14 protein-coding genes are annotated in these 13931 nt (G+C 62.9%); 7 read left to right on the top strand and 7 right to left on the bottom strand.

Going from position 1 to position 13931, the window contains the following annotated elements; translation table 11 throughout:
* Window positions 1-40: 40 nt before the first annotated feature.
* From PZN02_RS01145 to PZN02_RS01135, 3 genes are read left to right on the top strand one after another with little or no spacing between them, the layout of a single operon-like run.
* A complete protein-coding gene (locus PZN02_RS01145; RefSeq protein WP_280659820.1) occupies window positions 41-1207 on the top strand; it encodes a mandelate racemase/muconate lactonizing enzyme family protein in 1167 nt (388 codons plus the stop codon).
* A 5-nt stretch (window positions 1208-1212) separates the two neighbouring features.
* Window positions 1213-1905 carry a FadR/GntR family transcriptional regulator gene (locus PZN02_RS01140; protein ID WP_280659819.1) on the top strand — a complete coding sequence of 231 codons (693 nt, stop codon included), beginning with the start codon at window positions 1213-1215 and terminating at the stop codon, window positions 1903-1905.
* Window positions 1906-1928: 23 nt separating this feature from the next.
* Complete coding sequence (locus PZN02_RS01135) at window positions 1929-2903, top strand: hydroxyacid dehydrogenase (RefSeq protein ID WP_280659818.1); 975 nt, start codon at window positions 1929-1931, stop codon at window positions 2901-2903.
* Between the two features lie 434 nt (window positions 2904-3337).
* On the opposite strand, the gene PZN02_RS01130 is transcribed toward PZN02_RS01135, so the two are convergent.
* From PZN02_RS01130 to PZN02_RS01100, 7 genes are all read right to left on the bottom strand, one after another.
* Window positions 3338-4417 carry an ABC transporter ATP-binding protein gene (locus PZN02_RS01130; protein WP_280659817.1) on the bottom strand — a complete coding sequence of 360 codons (1080 nt, stop codon included), beginning with the start codon at window positions 4415-4417 and terminating at the stop codon, window positions 3338-3340.
* Entirely contained in the window at window positions 4417-5526 is a 1110-nt protein-coding gene (locus tag PZN02_RS01125; protein WP_280659816.1) for an ABC transporter ATP-binding protein, read from the bottom strand. The genes PZN02_RS01130 and PZN02_RS01125 overlap by 1 nt, the downstream gene beginning before the upstream one ends.
* Entirely contained in the window at window positions 5523-5726 is a 204-nt protein-coding gene (locus PZN02_RS01120) for a hypothetical protein (RefSeq protein ID WP_280659815.1), read from the bottom strand. Before PZN02_RS01120 ends, PZN02_RS01125 begins: the two co-directional genes overlap by 4 nt.
* Window positions 5723-6682 carry a carbohydrate ABC transporter permease gene (locus tag PZN02_RS01115; protein ID WP_280659814.1) on the bottom strand — a complete coding sequence of 320 codons (960 nt, stop codon included), beginning with the start codon at window positions 6680-6682 and terminating at the stop codon, window positions 5723-5725. The genes PZN02_RS01120 and PZN02_RS01115 overlap by 4 nt, the downstream gene beginning before the upstream one ends.
* A gap of 1 nt (window position 6683) precedes the next feature.
* Window positions 6684-7589, bottom strand: a complete 906-nt coding sequence (locus PZN02_RS01110; RefSeq protein ID WP_280659813.1) for a carbohydrate ABC transporter permease — start codon at window positions 7587-7589, stop codon at window positions 6684-6686.
* Between the two features lie 158 nt (window positions 7590-7747).
* Window positions 7748-9058 (bottom strand): extracellular solute-binding protein, encoded by a 1311-nt coding sequence (locus PZN02_RS01105; protein ID WP_280659812.1) that lies wholly within the window; start codon window positions 9056-9058, stop codon window positions 7748-7750.
* Window positions 9059-9424: 366 nt separating this feature from the next.
* Window positions 9425-10057: a TetR/AcrR family transcriptional regulator gene (locus tag PZN02_RS01100; protein ID WP_280659811.1), complete on the bottom strand. Its 633-nt coding sequence runs from the start codon at window positions 10055-10057 to the stop codon at window positions 9425-9427.
* 101 nt (window positions 10058-10158) lie between these two features.
* On the opposite strand from PZN02_RS01100, the gene PZN02_RS01095 reads away from it, so the two are divergent.
* From PZN02_RS01095 to PZN02_RS01080, 4 genes are read left to right on the top strand one after another with little or no spacing between them, the layout of a single operon-like run.
* Window positions 10159-11355, top strand: a complete 1197-nt coding sequence (locus tag PZN02_RS01095; protein WP_280659810.1) for a Tm-1-like ATP-binding domain-containing protein — start codon at window positions 10159-10161, stop codon at window positions 11353-11355.
* Window positions 11356-11365: 10 nt separating this feature from the next.
* Window positions 11366-12208, top strand: a complete 843-nt coding sequence (locus PZN02_RS01090) for a phosphoenolpyruvate hydrolase family protein (RefSeq protein WP_280659809.1) — start codon at window positions 11366-11368, stop codon at window positions 12206-12208.
* A gap of 29 nt (window positions 12209-12237) precedes the next feature.
* Window positions 12238-12651, top strand: a complete 414-nt coding sequence (locus PZN02_RS01085; protein ID WP_280659808.1) for a cupin domain-containing protein — start codon at window positions 12238-12240, stop codon at window positions 12649-12651.
* A 34-nt stretch (window positions 12652-12685) separates the two neighbouring features.
* The gene (locus PZN02_RS01080) at window positions 12686-13873 is read left to right on the top strand and encodes a M24 family metallopeptidase (RefSeq protein WP_280659807.1); all 1188 of its coding nucleotides are present in this window, start codon (window positions 12686-12688) and stop codon (window positions 13871-13873) included.
* Window positions 13874-13931: the final 58 nt, after the last annotated feature.

Here is a 13931-nt window from a genome sequence, read left to right as displayed (position 1 = left end):
GTGCCCTTGCGGCCAGCGCGCCGTGAGGGGGAGATTCGACATGCGTATCAAGACCGTAGAGGCCTGGTGGGTCAGCATCCCCATCGAGGCGAGCCACCAGCACCGCAGCGACTTCGGGCGGCTGGCGACCTTCGACGCCGCAATCCTGCGCATCGAGACGGACGACGGCATCGTCGGCTGGGGCGAAGGCAAGAACGCAGCCGGCAGCGCCGGCACTTACCGCACGCTCGTACACATGCTGAACCACGAGGTGGGGCCCAAGCTCGTCGGGCGCGACCCGGCCGACATCTCCGCCATCTGGGAGATGCTCTACAACGGCGTGCGCCACGAGACCGCGGCGATGTCGGGCCATGCGATGCCGGAGATTGCACGGCGGGGCCTCTCCGTCGCTGCGATCAGTGCGGTCGACATCGCCCTCTGGGACATTCTCGGCAAGTCATTGGGCGTCCCGGTGTGGAAGCTTCTCGGCGGCCGCAAGGCGGACCGGCTGCCGGCCTATGCTTCCGGCGGCTGGGAAAACGCCGAGAAGATCGGCGACCAGCTCCAGTCCTACATCGCGGCCGGCGGTTTCAAGTCGGTGAAAATGCGCGTCGGCGCCATGGACCATGCGCCGCATGTCTCGGCCGCACGCGTCAAGGCGGCGCGCAAGGCGCTAGGCCCCGGCGTGGACCTGATGGTCGATGCGCATGGGACCTACACGGTCGCCGAGGCGAAGCGCTTCATCCAGCTCGTCGAGGACTGCGATCTTGCCTGGTTCGAGGAGCCGGTGATCGCCGACGACAAGCCCGGCATGGCGGAGGTGCGCGCGGCCGGCAACGTGCCGATTGCGGCCGGCGAGAGCGAGGCGACGCGTTTTGCCTTCCGCGACCTTGCCATCATGAGATCGGCCGATATATTTCAGCCCGACCCGGCCTTCTGTGGCGGCATTACGGAGGCGATGCGCATCGGTGCGCTCGCCAGTGCCTTCAACCTCCGTTTCGCACCGCATCTGTGGGCAGGCGCCCCTTGCTTCTTCTCGGGCCTGCACCTCTGTGCGGCCTCCCCGGCAAGTTTCATCATCGAATATTCGCTCGGCGCCAACCCGATGATTCATGACCTTGTCGAGGAGACTGTGTCCGTGACGGACGGCATGATAGAGATTCCTGATAAACCCGGCCTGGGCTTCACCATCAATCAACAGGTTCTGAAAGCCCACGCGCGAAGATAGTGACGATGAAAGAAAACTCACTCCTCTCCGACCTGGCGGCACATCTCTTCTCCAATTCGAGCGGCAACGGCCGCACGCCTTCGGAACGGGAGCTTGCGGAGCATTTCAACGTCAGCCGCGGCCAGATCCGCGAAGCGCTCGCGATTCTGGAGGCGATGCGCATCGTCGAGCGCCGCGCGAAATCCGGAATCTACCTGACGACGACGGAGGCGAGCGTCGAGGCGATGGCGCTCTTCGCACGCGCAGGCGTGCCACTCGATCCGATCCTTATTTACGAGACGGTGGAACTGCGGAAGATCCACGAGATCAAGGCCGCTGAGCTCGCCTGCGCACGGGCGACGGAGGAGAACTACGAGCGCCTGCGGGAGATCCTCGCGGCATCGGAAGCCAAGATCGCGGCAGGCGAAGGGCTGGCCCGGGAGGACCGTGATTTCCACCTGGAGATCGTGCGCGCCACCAAAAACAGCGTCTTCTATCGCGTCTGCAGCGTCTACTACACGATGGGCGAACAGCGCCTGCCGATCTATTTCGGCGATATCGCGCGCAGCCGGCGCTCGCACGAGGAGCATATTCGCATCTACGAGGCGCTGCTTGCCCGCGACGGCAATCTCGCCCAGGCGCTCATGAATGCGCACCTTCAAGGGGCCGAGAGTTACTGGAAGGGCCTTATCGGGGGATCGGCGACGGCCGCCGAATAGGGCGCAATCGACGGGGAGGGGCGATGAGCTTCATCTTTTCCACGCATGCCCTGCACCCGGCGGCCGAGGCTATGCTGAAGGCCGCGGGCAATCTCTGTATTGCGTCCGCTCCCGATCCCGAAACGTTGCTTCGTGAAGGACGCGGTGCGGAGATCGTGATCGTGCGTGCGCCGATCCCGCCGGCCTTCTTCGACGATGCACCAGCGCTGCGGGCTGCCGTTCGGCACGGCGCGGGGCTCGACATGATCCCCATCGACGTGGCGACCCGGGCCGGCGTGCTCGTCGCCAACGTGCCGGCCGTCAATGCGCCGACGGTTGCAGAGCATGTCTTTATGGTGACGCTGGCGCTGCTCCGGCAGTTCCGCCCGATGGACCGCGACCTTCGGGCGAGCGGCTGGGCGGCGGGACGCGGCCATTCCGACCGGGCGGTCGACCTCGGCGGCCGCACGATCGGCATCATTGGCATGGGCAATGTCGGCAAGGCGATCTTCAAGATCGCGAAATACGGTTTCGGCATGGAGGTCATCGCCAACAGCCGTTCGCCGGAAGGCCTGCCCGAGGACGTGCGCTTCTTGTCACTTGACGATCTGGTCTCTACCGCCGACATCGTCGTGCTCTGCTGCCCGCTGACGCCAGAGACGACCGACCTTCTCAGCCGTGCGCGCATCGCGCGCATGAAGCCGGGCGCGATCCTCGTCAACGTGTCGCGCGGCCCGGTCGTTGAGGACGCGGCGCTGATAGAGGCGCTGCGGGAGGGTAGGATCGGCGGTGCGGCGCTCGACGTGTTCTCGACCCAACCGCTGCCGCTCGACCATCCCTATTTCACCTTCGACAATGTCATCGTCACTCCCCACCTCGCGGGCATCACGGAAGAAAGCATGATGCGCATGGGCACGGGGGCGGCGGGCGAGGTATTGCGCATCCTCAAGGGCGATCTGCCGGTCAATCTGCGCAATCCCGAAGTGGTCGATCGCTATCGCCGTCGGTTTCCGGCCTAGAGCCCTTCAGGGTTAAATGGAAGCAGTTCTGCCGGAGCAGGTTTTCGTCAGGGCAGAGGCGATCGGCGAAGGGGCGTACCCGGATGTACGTCCGAGCCGATCGCCTCTGAGCCTGGCGGAAAGATGCCCGGCCCTTCGGGTTGGCTGAAACGGGCCGCCTGATCGGCCGGCCGGCTTGGACGTATGCTTTGGCTACGCCGCGCGCCGACCGGTCGACCATCCGACTCCGTTTGAGCCAACAGAACCGTTTCCATTTAACCCTGAAGGGCTCCAGGCTCAGTCCCGATCCGGCGCGGTCGAGCAGGCGGTGCTCGAAACGCCATTTGGAAAAGAACGAGAAGGCGTGGGATGTAGAGATGGACTTCATGGCGACCTACGCATCATTCACGGAGGTCGTTATTACCTGATTGCAAAAAGCAATCAGGTAAGGGTGATCAGCTGGCGTGTCGCAGGCTGACGCCGCTCGCACCGTCGAAGAGGACGACCTTCTCCGGGTTCCACGAGAAGCGCACGGTCTCCTCGATCGCGAGGCTCGTCTGGGCTGGCACGGTTGCCTGCAGCAGCGTCTCGCCGGCGGTGCGGAGCGTCACGATCTTCTCGACTCCATGGTTTTCCACGTCGTGCACGCGGGCCTCGCCCGGCGCGCCGATGTCAAGAAAGAGGTCCTCGGGACGGATGCCGAAGGTGAGCGGCCGCCCGTCCGTCGCCGCACCGTGCCCGCTGCCGAGCGGCAGGCGGTAGCCTTCGCTGGCGACGGCCTCGTCGCCGGCAAGCGTGCCGGAGATCAGGTTCATCGGTGGTGAGCCGACGGCGCGCGCGACGAAAGTGTTGACCGGATTGCGGTAGATCTCCTGCGGCGTGCCGGTCTGCACGAGCTGGCCGTTGTTGAGGACGCCGATCTTGTCGCCCATCGACATCGCCTCGATCTGGTCGTGGGTGACGAAGAGGAAAGTCGCGCCGAGGTTCATCTGGAGGTTCTTGAGCTCCGTACGCAGCGCCTCGCGCAGCTTGGCGTCAAGCGCTGATAGCGGCTCGTCCATCAAGAACACGCGCGGCTTGCGCACGATCGCACGGCCGATCGAGACGCGCTGCATCTCGCCGCCGGAAAGTCGATCCGTCTTGCGGTCCAGCAGGTGCTCGATGCGCAGCGTCTTGGCTACGCGGGCAACGCGTTCCTGAATCTCCGCCGGCTCGACCCGACGAATGCGGGGTCTCAGCGGAAATTCCAGGTTCTCCCGCACCGTGTAGCGCGGATAGAGCGAATATTGCTGCAGCACGAGCGCCACGTCGCGCTCGGCCGCGCTCCAGTCCGCCACGTCCTCGCCGTCGATGAAGACCTTGCCGTCCGTCGGCTTTTCGAGGCCGGCGATCAGGCGCAGCGTCGTCGTCTTGCCGGCGCCGGTCTGGCCGAGCAGCACGAAGAACTCGCCATCGGCGATTTCGAGGTTCAGGTTCTTCAGTGCCGTGTGGTGGCCAAATATTTTGGTGATGCCCTTGAGTTCGATATGCGCCATCAGAGTCTGATCCCCAGCGACGTGCCGGTCGCGGTGTTGAAGAAGTGAGCCTGGGCGGGATCGATGCGCGCCCAGACGGCTTCGCCCGCACCGGGCACGAAACCGCTCTTCGTGCGGGCGCGCAGCATCTGGTCGCCCACCTTGAGGTCAACGATGTCGTGCGAGCCTAGCGGTTCGATAATGTGCGCCTCGACGGGTATGAAGCCATCGCGGGCTTCGCGCGAGACAAGCACACCCTCGGGCCTAACGCCAAGCGTCAGGTTACCGTTCTCGGCCTTGGCGTCGGAGAGGCGGTTGGACAGGGCGGCCGGGAAGTCGAAGCCCTTGTTCGCGTCGCTGACATGCACGCTGGCATGCCCGTCCGTCTCTCTGACGGTCGCCTTCGCCATGTTCATCACAGGGCTTCCGACGAACTGGGCGACGAACATGTTCGCTGGGTAGGCATAGACCTCGGAAGGGCTGCCGACCTGCTGGAGAATGCCCTCGTGCATGATGACGATGCGGTCGGCAAGCGCCATGGCCTCGACCTGGTCATGCGTCACGTAGATGGTCGTCGAGCCCTGCTTGATGTGCAACCGCTTGATTTCGGCGCGCATCTCCTCGCGCAACTTCGCGTCGAGGGCGCCGATCGGCTCGTCCATCAGCATGGCCTTGGGCCGACGCACGAGGGCCCGGCCGATCGCCACGCGCTGCATGTCGCCGCCGGAGAGCGCCGACGGTTTGCGGTCGAGCAGGTCAGAGATGCGCAGCACGCGCGCGATCTCGCGCACCGCCGTGTCGACGTCGCCCTTGCTCATGCGCGTGGCGCGCAGTGGGAAGGCGATATTTTCGTACACCGTCATGTGCGGATAGAGCGAGAAGGACTGGAACACCATGGCGATGTCCCGGTCCGACGCCTTCATATGCTGCACCGGCTGGCCGTCGATGAGAATGTCGCCCTCGTCGATCGTCTCGAGACCGGCGATAGCGCGTAGCGTTGTCGTCTTGCCGCAACCCGATTGGCCGAGCAGCACGATGAACTCGTTGTCCGCGATGGCGAGGTTGAGATTCTTGATGACCTGGACGGCGCCGAAATACTTTTCGATTCCCCTTAGTTCAATCTGCGTCATGAATGGCCGCTCTCCTCTCGTTTTTCTTCCGGAGGGATCTTCGACGTGATCATGAAACCGATGAGGCCGATGAGCGTGATCGTTAGTCCGTAGCGGTGGAGGAAGAGGTTCCAGGGCTGGCAGAGCGCGATGATGCCGAAGATCATCAGGAGCTGCGCGCCGGGCTCGAGGTATTTCTGGTTCAAGGCACGGAAGGTCATTTGCGGATCGCCCCGAAGCTCATGCCGCGCAGGAGATGGTTCCTGAGCAGGAAGGTGAAGATGGCGACCGGCAGAAGGAACATGAACGTGCCGGCAGCAATGACGGTCCAGTCTGGCAGGCCGGAGCCGACCTGGCTCGGAATGAAGGGCGGTGCGGTCTGCGCCCGCCGGTTCGTCATGATCAGCGCGAAGGCATATTCGTTCCAGGCCGTGATGAAGCAGAAGACGGCGGTCGCGGCGATGCCGGTGGCGGCTTCCGGGATCACGATCTTGAAGAAGGCTTCCATACGCGTGTAGCCGTCGACGAGCGCTGCCTCCTCATACTCCTTCGGGATCTCGTCGATGAAACCCTTCATGAGCCAGACCGAGAAGGAGAGATTGAAGGCGGTGTAGAGGATGATGAGGCCCCAGTGCGTGTCGTTAAGTCCGACGGCGCGGTACATGAGGAACATTGGAATAGCCACGACCACGGGCGGAAGCATGCGCGTCGACAGGATGAAGAAGAGCAAATCCGCTTCCCCCTTCACCTTGAAGCGCGAGAAGCCGTAGGCCGTGAATGTCCCCATGCCCACGGCGAGCACCGTCGAGCTGATAGCGACGATCAGCGAGTTCATGAAGCGGTTCGGATAGCCGGACAACTGGATATCACCACGGCCGGAGCGCACCACCTTCTCGCCGCCATCAAACACGAGCCGCTCCCACCACGGGGCGGCAGCATATTCTTCCGGCGTCGGCGCTCCGCGCATCTGCGAACGTTTGGTGAAGAGCTTCACGAAAGGTGATATCTCCGGCTCGAAGACGATCGTCGGTGGAATGGTCGTGGCTAGGTTGCGCGGCTTGAATGCCGTCGACGTGATCCAGTAGATCGGCGCGAGGAAAATCAGCGTGATGACCAGCACGGCGGCGATCGCCAGCCGGTTCAGCGCGCGTTCGGAGCGGGTTCGGACGGCAGCCACCTCAGCGCTCCTTTACCTTGTTAAGATACTTGACGTAGATGTTGGTGATGGCGAGCACCATGATCAGCACGATGTAGGCGAGCGCGCAGGAGCGCCCGGTCTGCCATTCCTGGAAAGCCATCTTGTAGAGACGGATCGAGATCACTTCGGTCGTCGGCTGGCTCGTCAGGATATAGGCGATGTCGAAGGTCTTGAAAGCCTCCATTGTGCGGAAGATGATCGCGATCATCAGGATGGGGGCGACGAGCGGCAGCGTGATGCGGAAGAACGTGTAGAACGGTCCCGCCCGGTCGATCGCGGCGGCCTCATAGAGATGCTTTGGCACGGCCGATAGGCCGGCAAGTGAGAGCAGCATCACGAAGGGCGACCACATCCAGATGTCGGTGATGGCAACGGCATAGAGCGCCATGTCGGGGTTCGAAAGCCATTCAAAGGAGCCGAAGCCAAGCGCATAGTTGATGATGCCGAAGGACGGGTCGTAGAGCAGCTTCCAGAAGAGGCCGACGACCGCCATCGAGAGCATCATCGGCAGGAGCAGCAGCGTGGTAAGCAGGCCCTTGAGCGGAATGTCGCGGTTGAGCAGCATCGCGGTACCGAAGCCGACGACCACCTGACCCGAGACCGAGACGATCACGTATTTCGCTGTAATCGCGAAGTTCGACCAGATGAATGGGTCGTTGAGCAACTCGCGATAGTTCTGCAACCCGACGAAATTGGCCGACACGTTCGTCGAAGCGCGGAAATCAGTAAAGGAGTAGCCGAGCGAATAGATCAGCGGAAAAATGTTGAAGACGATCAGGAAGAGGATCGTCGGAATGATGAACAGGTTGCGGATCTTCATGTCGCTCATGCCGCGTGAGGCGGCGCGCGACTTCGCGTCGAGCGATGTCATGACTACGGTGGCCAACACTCTCCTCCTCCGAGAGTTCGGCGCAGGATGCCGACACTGGCATCACGATGCGCGAAGTAAATGTCCCGGGCGCCGCGCCCGCTCAAGCCGCGCCATCGACGCGGGAACGCAAATATGTAAACGGAGGGGGCAGAGCCCCCTCCAGGGGGCACTTGCTATTTGTTTCGTCCGTATTTCTCGAACGTGGCCTTCCAGTCTGCAGCCAGCGCGTCGAGCACTTCCTTCGCCGTGCCTTTGCCGGCCGTGACGTAGGGATAGATGCGCTGGTTCATCTGGATCAGCAATTCGGCATATTCCGGCGTCGCCCAGAAGTCCTTCACCTTGAACATCGTCTCGTAGAAGGCCTTGTTATAGGGCGTCGCGTTCTGGAACTCCTCGGATTCGAGCACCTTGGCGCTCGCCGTGTAGCCGCCAAGCTCGGCCCAACGCTTTTGGGTCTCGTCTTTGACGAACCATTCCAGGAATTTCATCGCCTCTTCTTTGTTTTGGGAATAGGAGACGATCGAGATGCCCTGGCCGCCGAGGGCTGCGAACTGGTGGCCGTCCGGGCCGGCCGGGTTGGCAAAGAAACCGGTCACTTTGGCGTTCGGATTGGAGGCCTCGTTCACCAGCGCCGGGAAGAAGGCGAAGTAGTTCATGCTCATCGCCGCCAGGTTCTCGGTGATTGCCTGGTTGTTCTCAACGAAGAAACTCTTCGCCCAGCCCGGAGGCGTGAAGCCGTAGAGCTCGCGGTAGAGCTCCAGCGCCTTTACGTTCTTCTCCGAGTTGATGATGCCGTCGACCTTGTAGTTGGCATAGTCGCCAAGCTCGCCGCCGAAGGAGAAGATTGCATTCTCGACGCCCATGACAAGGCCGTCATAGGAGTTGTCGGTGTAGATCGCGATGCCGTAGCGCTTCTCGTCCGGACGGTGAAAGAATTCCGCGATGTCGCGCAGTTGCTTCCAGTCCTTAGGCGGAGCGAGGTCGTAGCCGTACTTCTCCTTGAATGCTGCCATCTCCTTCGGGTCTTCGAACCAGTCCTTGCGGTAGGACCAGCCGACGGCGTCGCCTTCAGCCGGGATCGACCAATACTTGCCGGAGTTCGCCGGATATTCGGCGTAGTATTTCACCGTTGCCGGCGCCATGACCTCGGTTAGCTTGTGCTTGTTGAAGAAGTCGGTGAGGTCGACATAGTGGCCGGCTTCGGACGCCGCACCGATCCACTGGCTGTCGCCGACGACCATGTCGTAGGCCGAGCCCTTGGCGTTGAATTCGGTGAAGGCCTTGGTCTGGAAGTCGGCCCACGGCGTGGTTTCCACCGTGACCGTCACGCCGGTCTCGGCTTCATACTCGTTCACCAGTTCCTGGAGATAGTTAGCCGGGTCCCACTCGGCCCAGAAGATCGTCAGTTCCTGCGCCAGCGCGGATGTTCCGCTGGCGAGTGTCAAGCCGATACCGGCCAAGAGACCGGTCACAGTTTTGCGCATAAGGTTCCCTCCCATTTTTGCATCCCTCCCGCGGTTGTTGCGGGCATTCCGTTCCGGCCTTCCGATCCTCTTGGGTGGATGCTTGTTATGGGCCCTCCTCGACCCCTTTTTGCCCGTTTCAGATCTCGCGCCTGAATTCTGGTAGGTGGCATCTGGTAGTACCAAAGATGCCCATCGTCAAGGGTGCGTCGCGTCCTCGTTTCTGCCCTCGCAAATCCTGTAACTCTCATATCGTTGCAGAATTTGAGTATTTCACACAAGTGTTCCGGTAGTTCGATCAAACAAGACTGGTATAACAGCGGCGGAAACCGCGACCGAATTAAATTGGTCAAACCAGTTCCGTCTCTACTCGAAAGGTCGTCGATTTCATGCGCCGTTTCCCGCTTCCCGGATCGTTGCGTCGACGAGCGCCGCAGCTGCCCATTCGGCGACCGACTGCGCCCGTTCTGAGGTGAGACCCCAGATGTCCTTGAGCACAACCAGAACCTCGATGCCGAAGACGAGGGACAAGGCCTGGACGAGACGTTCGCGGGCGTCGTTGGGCACCGTGCCCGTGAGTGGCGCTATCGCGTCACGCAACAGCTCGACGCGATGGCCGCGGGTAAACTGCGGCTCGCTGCCGAGCGTGCCGGCCTGGCGCTGCGCCCACTGGTCGAGCGAGAGTTTGAGCGCCGCCTTGAAAGTCGCCTCGAACTCGTCGATGCGCGGCATGGCCGTCTTGATCAGGTCGCCGACTCGGGCGCGCGCATCCGGAACGTCCGCCTTCCAGTCCAGGATCGGCCCGAGCGCCTCGTCCACCACGGCATGAACCAGCGCCGCTTGGCTCGGAAAATACCGGTAAGCCGTCGCCCGCGAGACTTCGGCGGCTTCCGCGACCTCGCTGACGGAGGGCGTGACGCCGGACTGCATGAGCCGCGTTGCCGTTTCGAGCATCAGTTTTCGAGTTCGGGCACGCGGCCCGCGCTCGGCGGATTCGGTTTGTTGACGTGAGATGTGCATATCGTTACGATACGCGGGTCTCATAATTTTGCAAGAGCCGATCAATCGGCCGGCACGGATGGTGTGGCGGGCGAAATGCCCTGTACCGCTGGGGAGGGGAGATGAAGCATATCTACGTCGTCGGAACGGCCGACACGAAAGGCGAGGAACTCGCTTATCTTGCGGCATGCGTCGCGGCGGCCGGCGGAAAGCCGCTGCGCGTCGACGTCGGCACCCGGCGGCCGACTGTGCCCGTCGACGTGTCGGCGGCGACTGTGGCGGCTGCGCATCCCGAGGGGGAACAGGCGGTGCTGTCCGGCGACGATCGCGGCACGGCGGTCGCGGCGATGGGGCTTGCCTTCTCCCGTTTCCTGCCTGGGAGGGACGATGTCGCGGGCGTCGTCGGCATCGGCGGTGGCGGCGGCACCTCGATCATTACTGCCGGCATGCGGCAGCTCCCGCTCGGCCTGCCGAAGGTCATGGTCTCGACGCTCGCCTCCGGCGACGTCGGTCCCTATGTCGATGTGTCCGACATCGTGATGATGCCCTCTGTCACCGACATGGCCGGGCTCAATCGGCTAAGCCGCGTCATTCTGCACAATGCCGCCGAGGCGATCACGGCTATGGCGAACCGACCAGCTGAGGCCGCGGCCTCCAAGCCGGCGCTTGGCCTCACCATGTTCGGAGTGACGACGCCTTGCGTTACCGCGATTGTCGATCGGCTAAAGGTCGACCACGACTGTATGGTCTTCCACGCCACGGGCACTGGAGGTCGGACCATGGAGAAGCTCGCCGACAGCGGAATTCTCGCCGGCGTGCTCGACATCACGACGACGGAGGTCTGCGACCTGCTCTTCGGCGGCGTGCTGCAGGCAACTGAAGACCGGTTCGGCGCGATCGCTCGCAAGGGCATTCCCTATGTAGGCTCGGTCGGCGCACTCGACATGGTGAACTTCTGGGCGCCGGAGACGGTACCGGAGCGTTATGCGGGCCGCCTCCTCTATTGCCACAACCCGAACGTCACGCTCATGCGCACGACGGCGGCGGAATGCACCGAAATCGGCCACTGGATCGGCGAAAAGCTCAATCTCTGCCGCGGCCCCGTGCGCTTTCTCATCCCGGAAAAGGGTGTTTCGGCGCTCGACATCGAGGGCGGCGCCTTCTTCGATCCGGCGGCCGACGCCGCCCTCTTCGAGGCGCTCGAGGCGACAGTCGAGCAGACGCACGCGCGCCGCATCATCCGCCTGCCGCTCCACATCAACGATCCGCAATTCGCCGAAGCCGCCGTCGCGGCTTACCGAGACATCGCCAACCCATAGAGAGACATCGATGCCAGCCATACCCCGCAAGAACATTCTCGAGAAATTCCATGCCATGATCGCGGCCGGCGTGCCGATCGTCGGCGGTGGCGCCGGCACGGGCATTTCCGCCAAGGCCGAGGAGGCGGGTGGCATCGACCTGATCGTCATCTACAATTCGGGGCGCTACCGCATGGCGGGGCGCGGCTCGGCGGCGGGTCTGCTCGCCTATGGCAATGCCAACGAGATCGTCAAGGAAATGGCGGTCGAGGTGCTGCCCGTCGTCAAGAAGACACCGGTGCTGGCCGGCGTTAACGGCACCGATCCCTTCGTGCTGATGCCCCAGTTCCTGGGCGAACTGAAGGCCATGGGCTTTTCCGGCGTGCAGAACTTCCCAACCATCGGCCTCTTCGACGGCTCGATGCGGCAGAGCTTCGAGGAAACGGGCATGAGCTACAGCCTCGAAGTCGAGATGATTGCGACGGCGCACCGGCTCGACATGCTGACGACGCCCTATGTCTTCAACGCTCAAGAGGCGATCGACATGACGGTCGCCGGCGCCGACATCGTCGTCGCCCATATGGGGGTGACGACCGGCGGCACGATCGGTGCCACCTCCGCCAAATCGCTCGACGACTGCGTGAAGGAAATCGAGGCGATTGCAACGGCCGCTCGGTCGGTGCGCAAGGACGTCATCGTGCTCTGCCACGGCGGCCCGATCTCGATGCCCGACGACGCGCGCTACATTCTGGAGCGCTGCCGGGCCTGCCACGGTTTCTACGGAGCAAGTTCCATGGAGCGCCTGCCGGCCGAAGTGGCGATCCGCAAGCAAACGGAAGATTTCAAGGCGCTTGCCATCAGTACGGTGGTCTGAAGCGAGCAAGATGCGGAGGAGGCCGCGGCATGGCAAAGGACAAATATTTTCTATACCCGAAGGATGTCGACAGCTTTGGCTTCGACTGGGGCCGGCTTGCGCTGACGGTCGCGCCGGAGGTGAACGAGGCCGAACGCTTCTCGGGCGGTGTGGTGGATTTGCCGAGCGGCGAGGGGCATGCGCGTCACAATCATCCGGGCGCGGAAGAGATCATTTTCGTCATCTCGGGCGAGGGCGAGCAGATGGTGGAGGACGAGAACGGCAATCCGGTGACGCAGAAGGTTGGGCCCGGTTGCACGATCTATGTGCCGGAAAGCCGGTTCCACTCGACGAAAAACACGGGTTCCGGCCCGATGCAGCTTTTCGTGGTCTATTCGCCGGCCGGCCCCGAGCGTGCGCTTCGGGATCTGCCAGATTTCCGACTAATCCCGCCTGGCGCCTAAGGGCGCGCGGCAACGGCTTTCTGGGAGAAAATCCGTGAACACCAGTGCAAGCGAAGCGCGGGCGGTGGAGCCGCCCTTCGATGCGGCGAAACTCGACAGGCTGATGGAGGAGGCGGGTATCGACGTGCTGCTCGCCACGTCCAAGCACAACACGCAGTACCTGCTGGGCGGCTACAAGTTCATCTTCTTCGCGGCGATGGATGCGATCGGCCACAGCCGATATCTGCCGATCGTCGTTTACGAGAAGGGCTCGCCCGACCACTCGGCCTATGTTGGCAACCGCATGGAGGGAGGTGAACACCAGAACAACCCGTTCTGGACGCCCGCTGTCCATGCGGCGACATGGGGTACGCTCGACGCTGCAGCGCTTGCGGTGGAGCACTTGAAGAAGATCGGTAAGGCGGGTGCTCGCATCGGCATCGAGCCGCCCTTCCTGCCCTCCGATGCGCGGGATCTGCTGGCTTCTCGTCTTGAAGGTGCGCGTTTCGTTGATGCCACGCACGCGCTCGAGCGACTGCGCGCGATCAAGACACCGCAGGAACTGGAAAAACTCAAGCTCGCCTCCGAGCTCATCACGGATTCCATGCTCGCCACGATCGCGGTGGCACGGGAGGGATCCACCAAGGCGGAGATCATTGAACGGCTCAGGCGAGAGGAGACCAATCGCGGGCTGCATTTCGAGTATTGCCTGCTGACCCTCGGCGCCAGTCACAACCGTGCGGCCTCGCCGCAGGCGTGGGCGAAGGGCGAGGTGCTTTCGATCGATTCCGGGGGCAATTATCACGGCTATATCGGTGACCTTTGCCGCATGGGCGTGCTCGGCGAGCCGGATGCGCAGCTGGAGGACCTGCTCGCTGAAGTCGAGTCCATCCAACAGGCGGCCTTCGCCAAGGTCAAGGCCGGGGCTGCAGGCAGTGAGATGATTGCGGCGGCGGAAAAGATGCTGAAAAGCTCGCCGTCGGCCGCTTTTACCGACTTCTTCTGCCACGGCATGGGTCTCATCAGCCACGAAGCACCATTCCTGATGACCAACCACCCGGTCGCCTATGAGGGCGTGGACGCGGACAGGCCCCTTGAGGCAGGCATGGTTATTTCCGTCGAGACGACGATGCTCCACCCGGAGCGCGGTTTCATCAAGCTCGAGGACACGCTCGCCGTCACGAATGACGGATACGAGATGTTCGGCAACAGAGGGCGCGGCTGGAACGCCGGGGCGGTATAGCGGGAGGCGAAACTCTTGCGAAAGACGGAGCCCGGCGCACGATCGTGGGCCGGGCTCG

The organism is Sinorhizobium garamanticum (assembly GCF_029892065.1).
In the GTDB taxonomy this organism is placed as follows: domain Bacteria; phylum Pseudomonadota; class Alphaproteobacteria; order Rhizobiales; family Rhizobiaceae; genus Sinorhizobium; species Sinorhizobium garamanticum.
This window is presented reverse-complemented; position numbering and strand designations above follow the sequence as displayed.

Bases quoted from the DNA above. Each gene is read 5' to 3' on its own strand.
- PZN02_RS01145 (WP_280659820.1), top strand. From the start codon at position 41: ATGCGTATCAAGACCGTAGAGGCCTGGTGGGTCAGCATCCCCATCGAG.
- PZN02_RS01140 (WP_280659819.1), top strand. From the start codon at position 1,213: ATGAAAGAAAACTCACTCCTCTCCGACCTGGCGGCACATCTCTTCTCC.
- PZN02_RS01135 (WP_280659818.1), top strand. From the start codon at position 1,929: ATGAGCTTCATCTTTTCCACGCATGCCCTGCACCCGGCGGCCGAGGCT.
- PZN02_RS01130 (WP_280659817.1), bottom strand. From the start codon at position 4,417: ATGGCGCATATCGAACTCAAGGGCATCACCAAAATATTTGGCCACCAC.
- PZN02_RS01125 (WP_280659816.1), bottom strand. From the start codon at position 5,526: ATGACGCAGATTGAACTAAGGGGAATCGAAAAGTATTTCGGCGCCGTC.
- PZN02_RS01120 (WP_280659815.1), bottom strand. From the start codon at position 5,726: ATGACCTTCCGTGCCTTGAACCAGAAATACCTCGAGCCCGGCGCGCAG.
- PZN02_RS01105 (WP_280659812.1), bottom strand. From the start codon at position 9,058: ATGCGCAAAACTGTGACCGGTCTCTTGGCCGGTATCGGCTTGACACTC.
- PZN02_RS01100 (WP_280659811.1), bottom strand. From the start codon at position 10,057: ATGCACATCTCACGTCAACAAACCGAATCCGCCGAGCGCGGGCCGCGT.
- PZN02_RS01095 (WP_280659810.1), top strand. From the start codon at position 10,159: ATGAAGCATATCTACGTCGTCGGAACGGCCGACACGAAAGGCGAGGAA.
- PZN02_RS01090 (WP_280659809.1), top strand. From the start codon at position 11,366: ATGCCAGCCATACCCCGCAAGAACATTCTCGAGAAATTCCATGCCATG.
- PZN02_RS01085 (WP_280659808.1), top strand. From the start codon at position 12,238: ATGGCAAAGGACAAATATTTTCTATACCCGAAGGATGTCGACAGCTTT.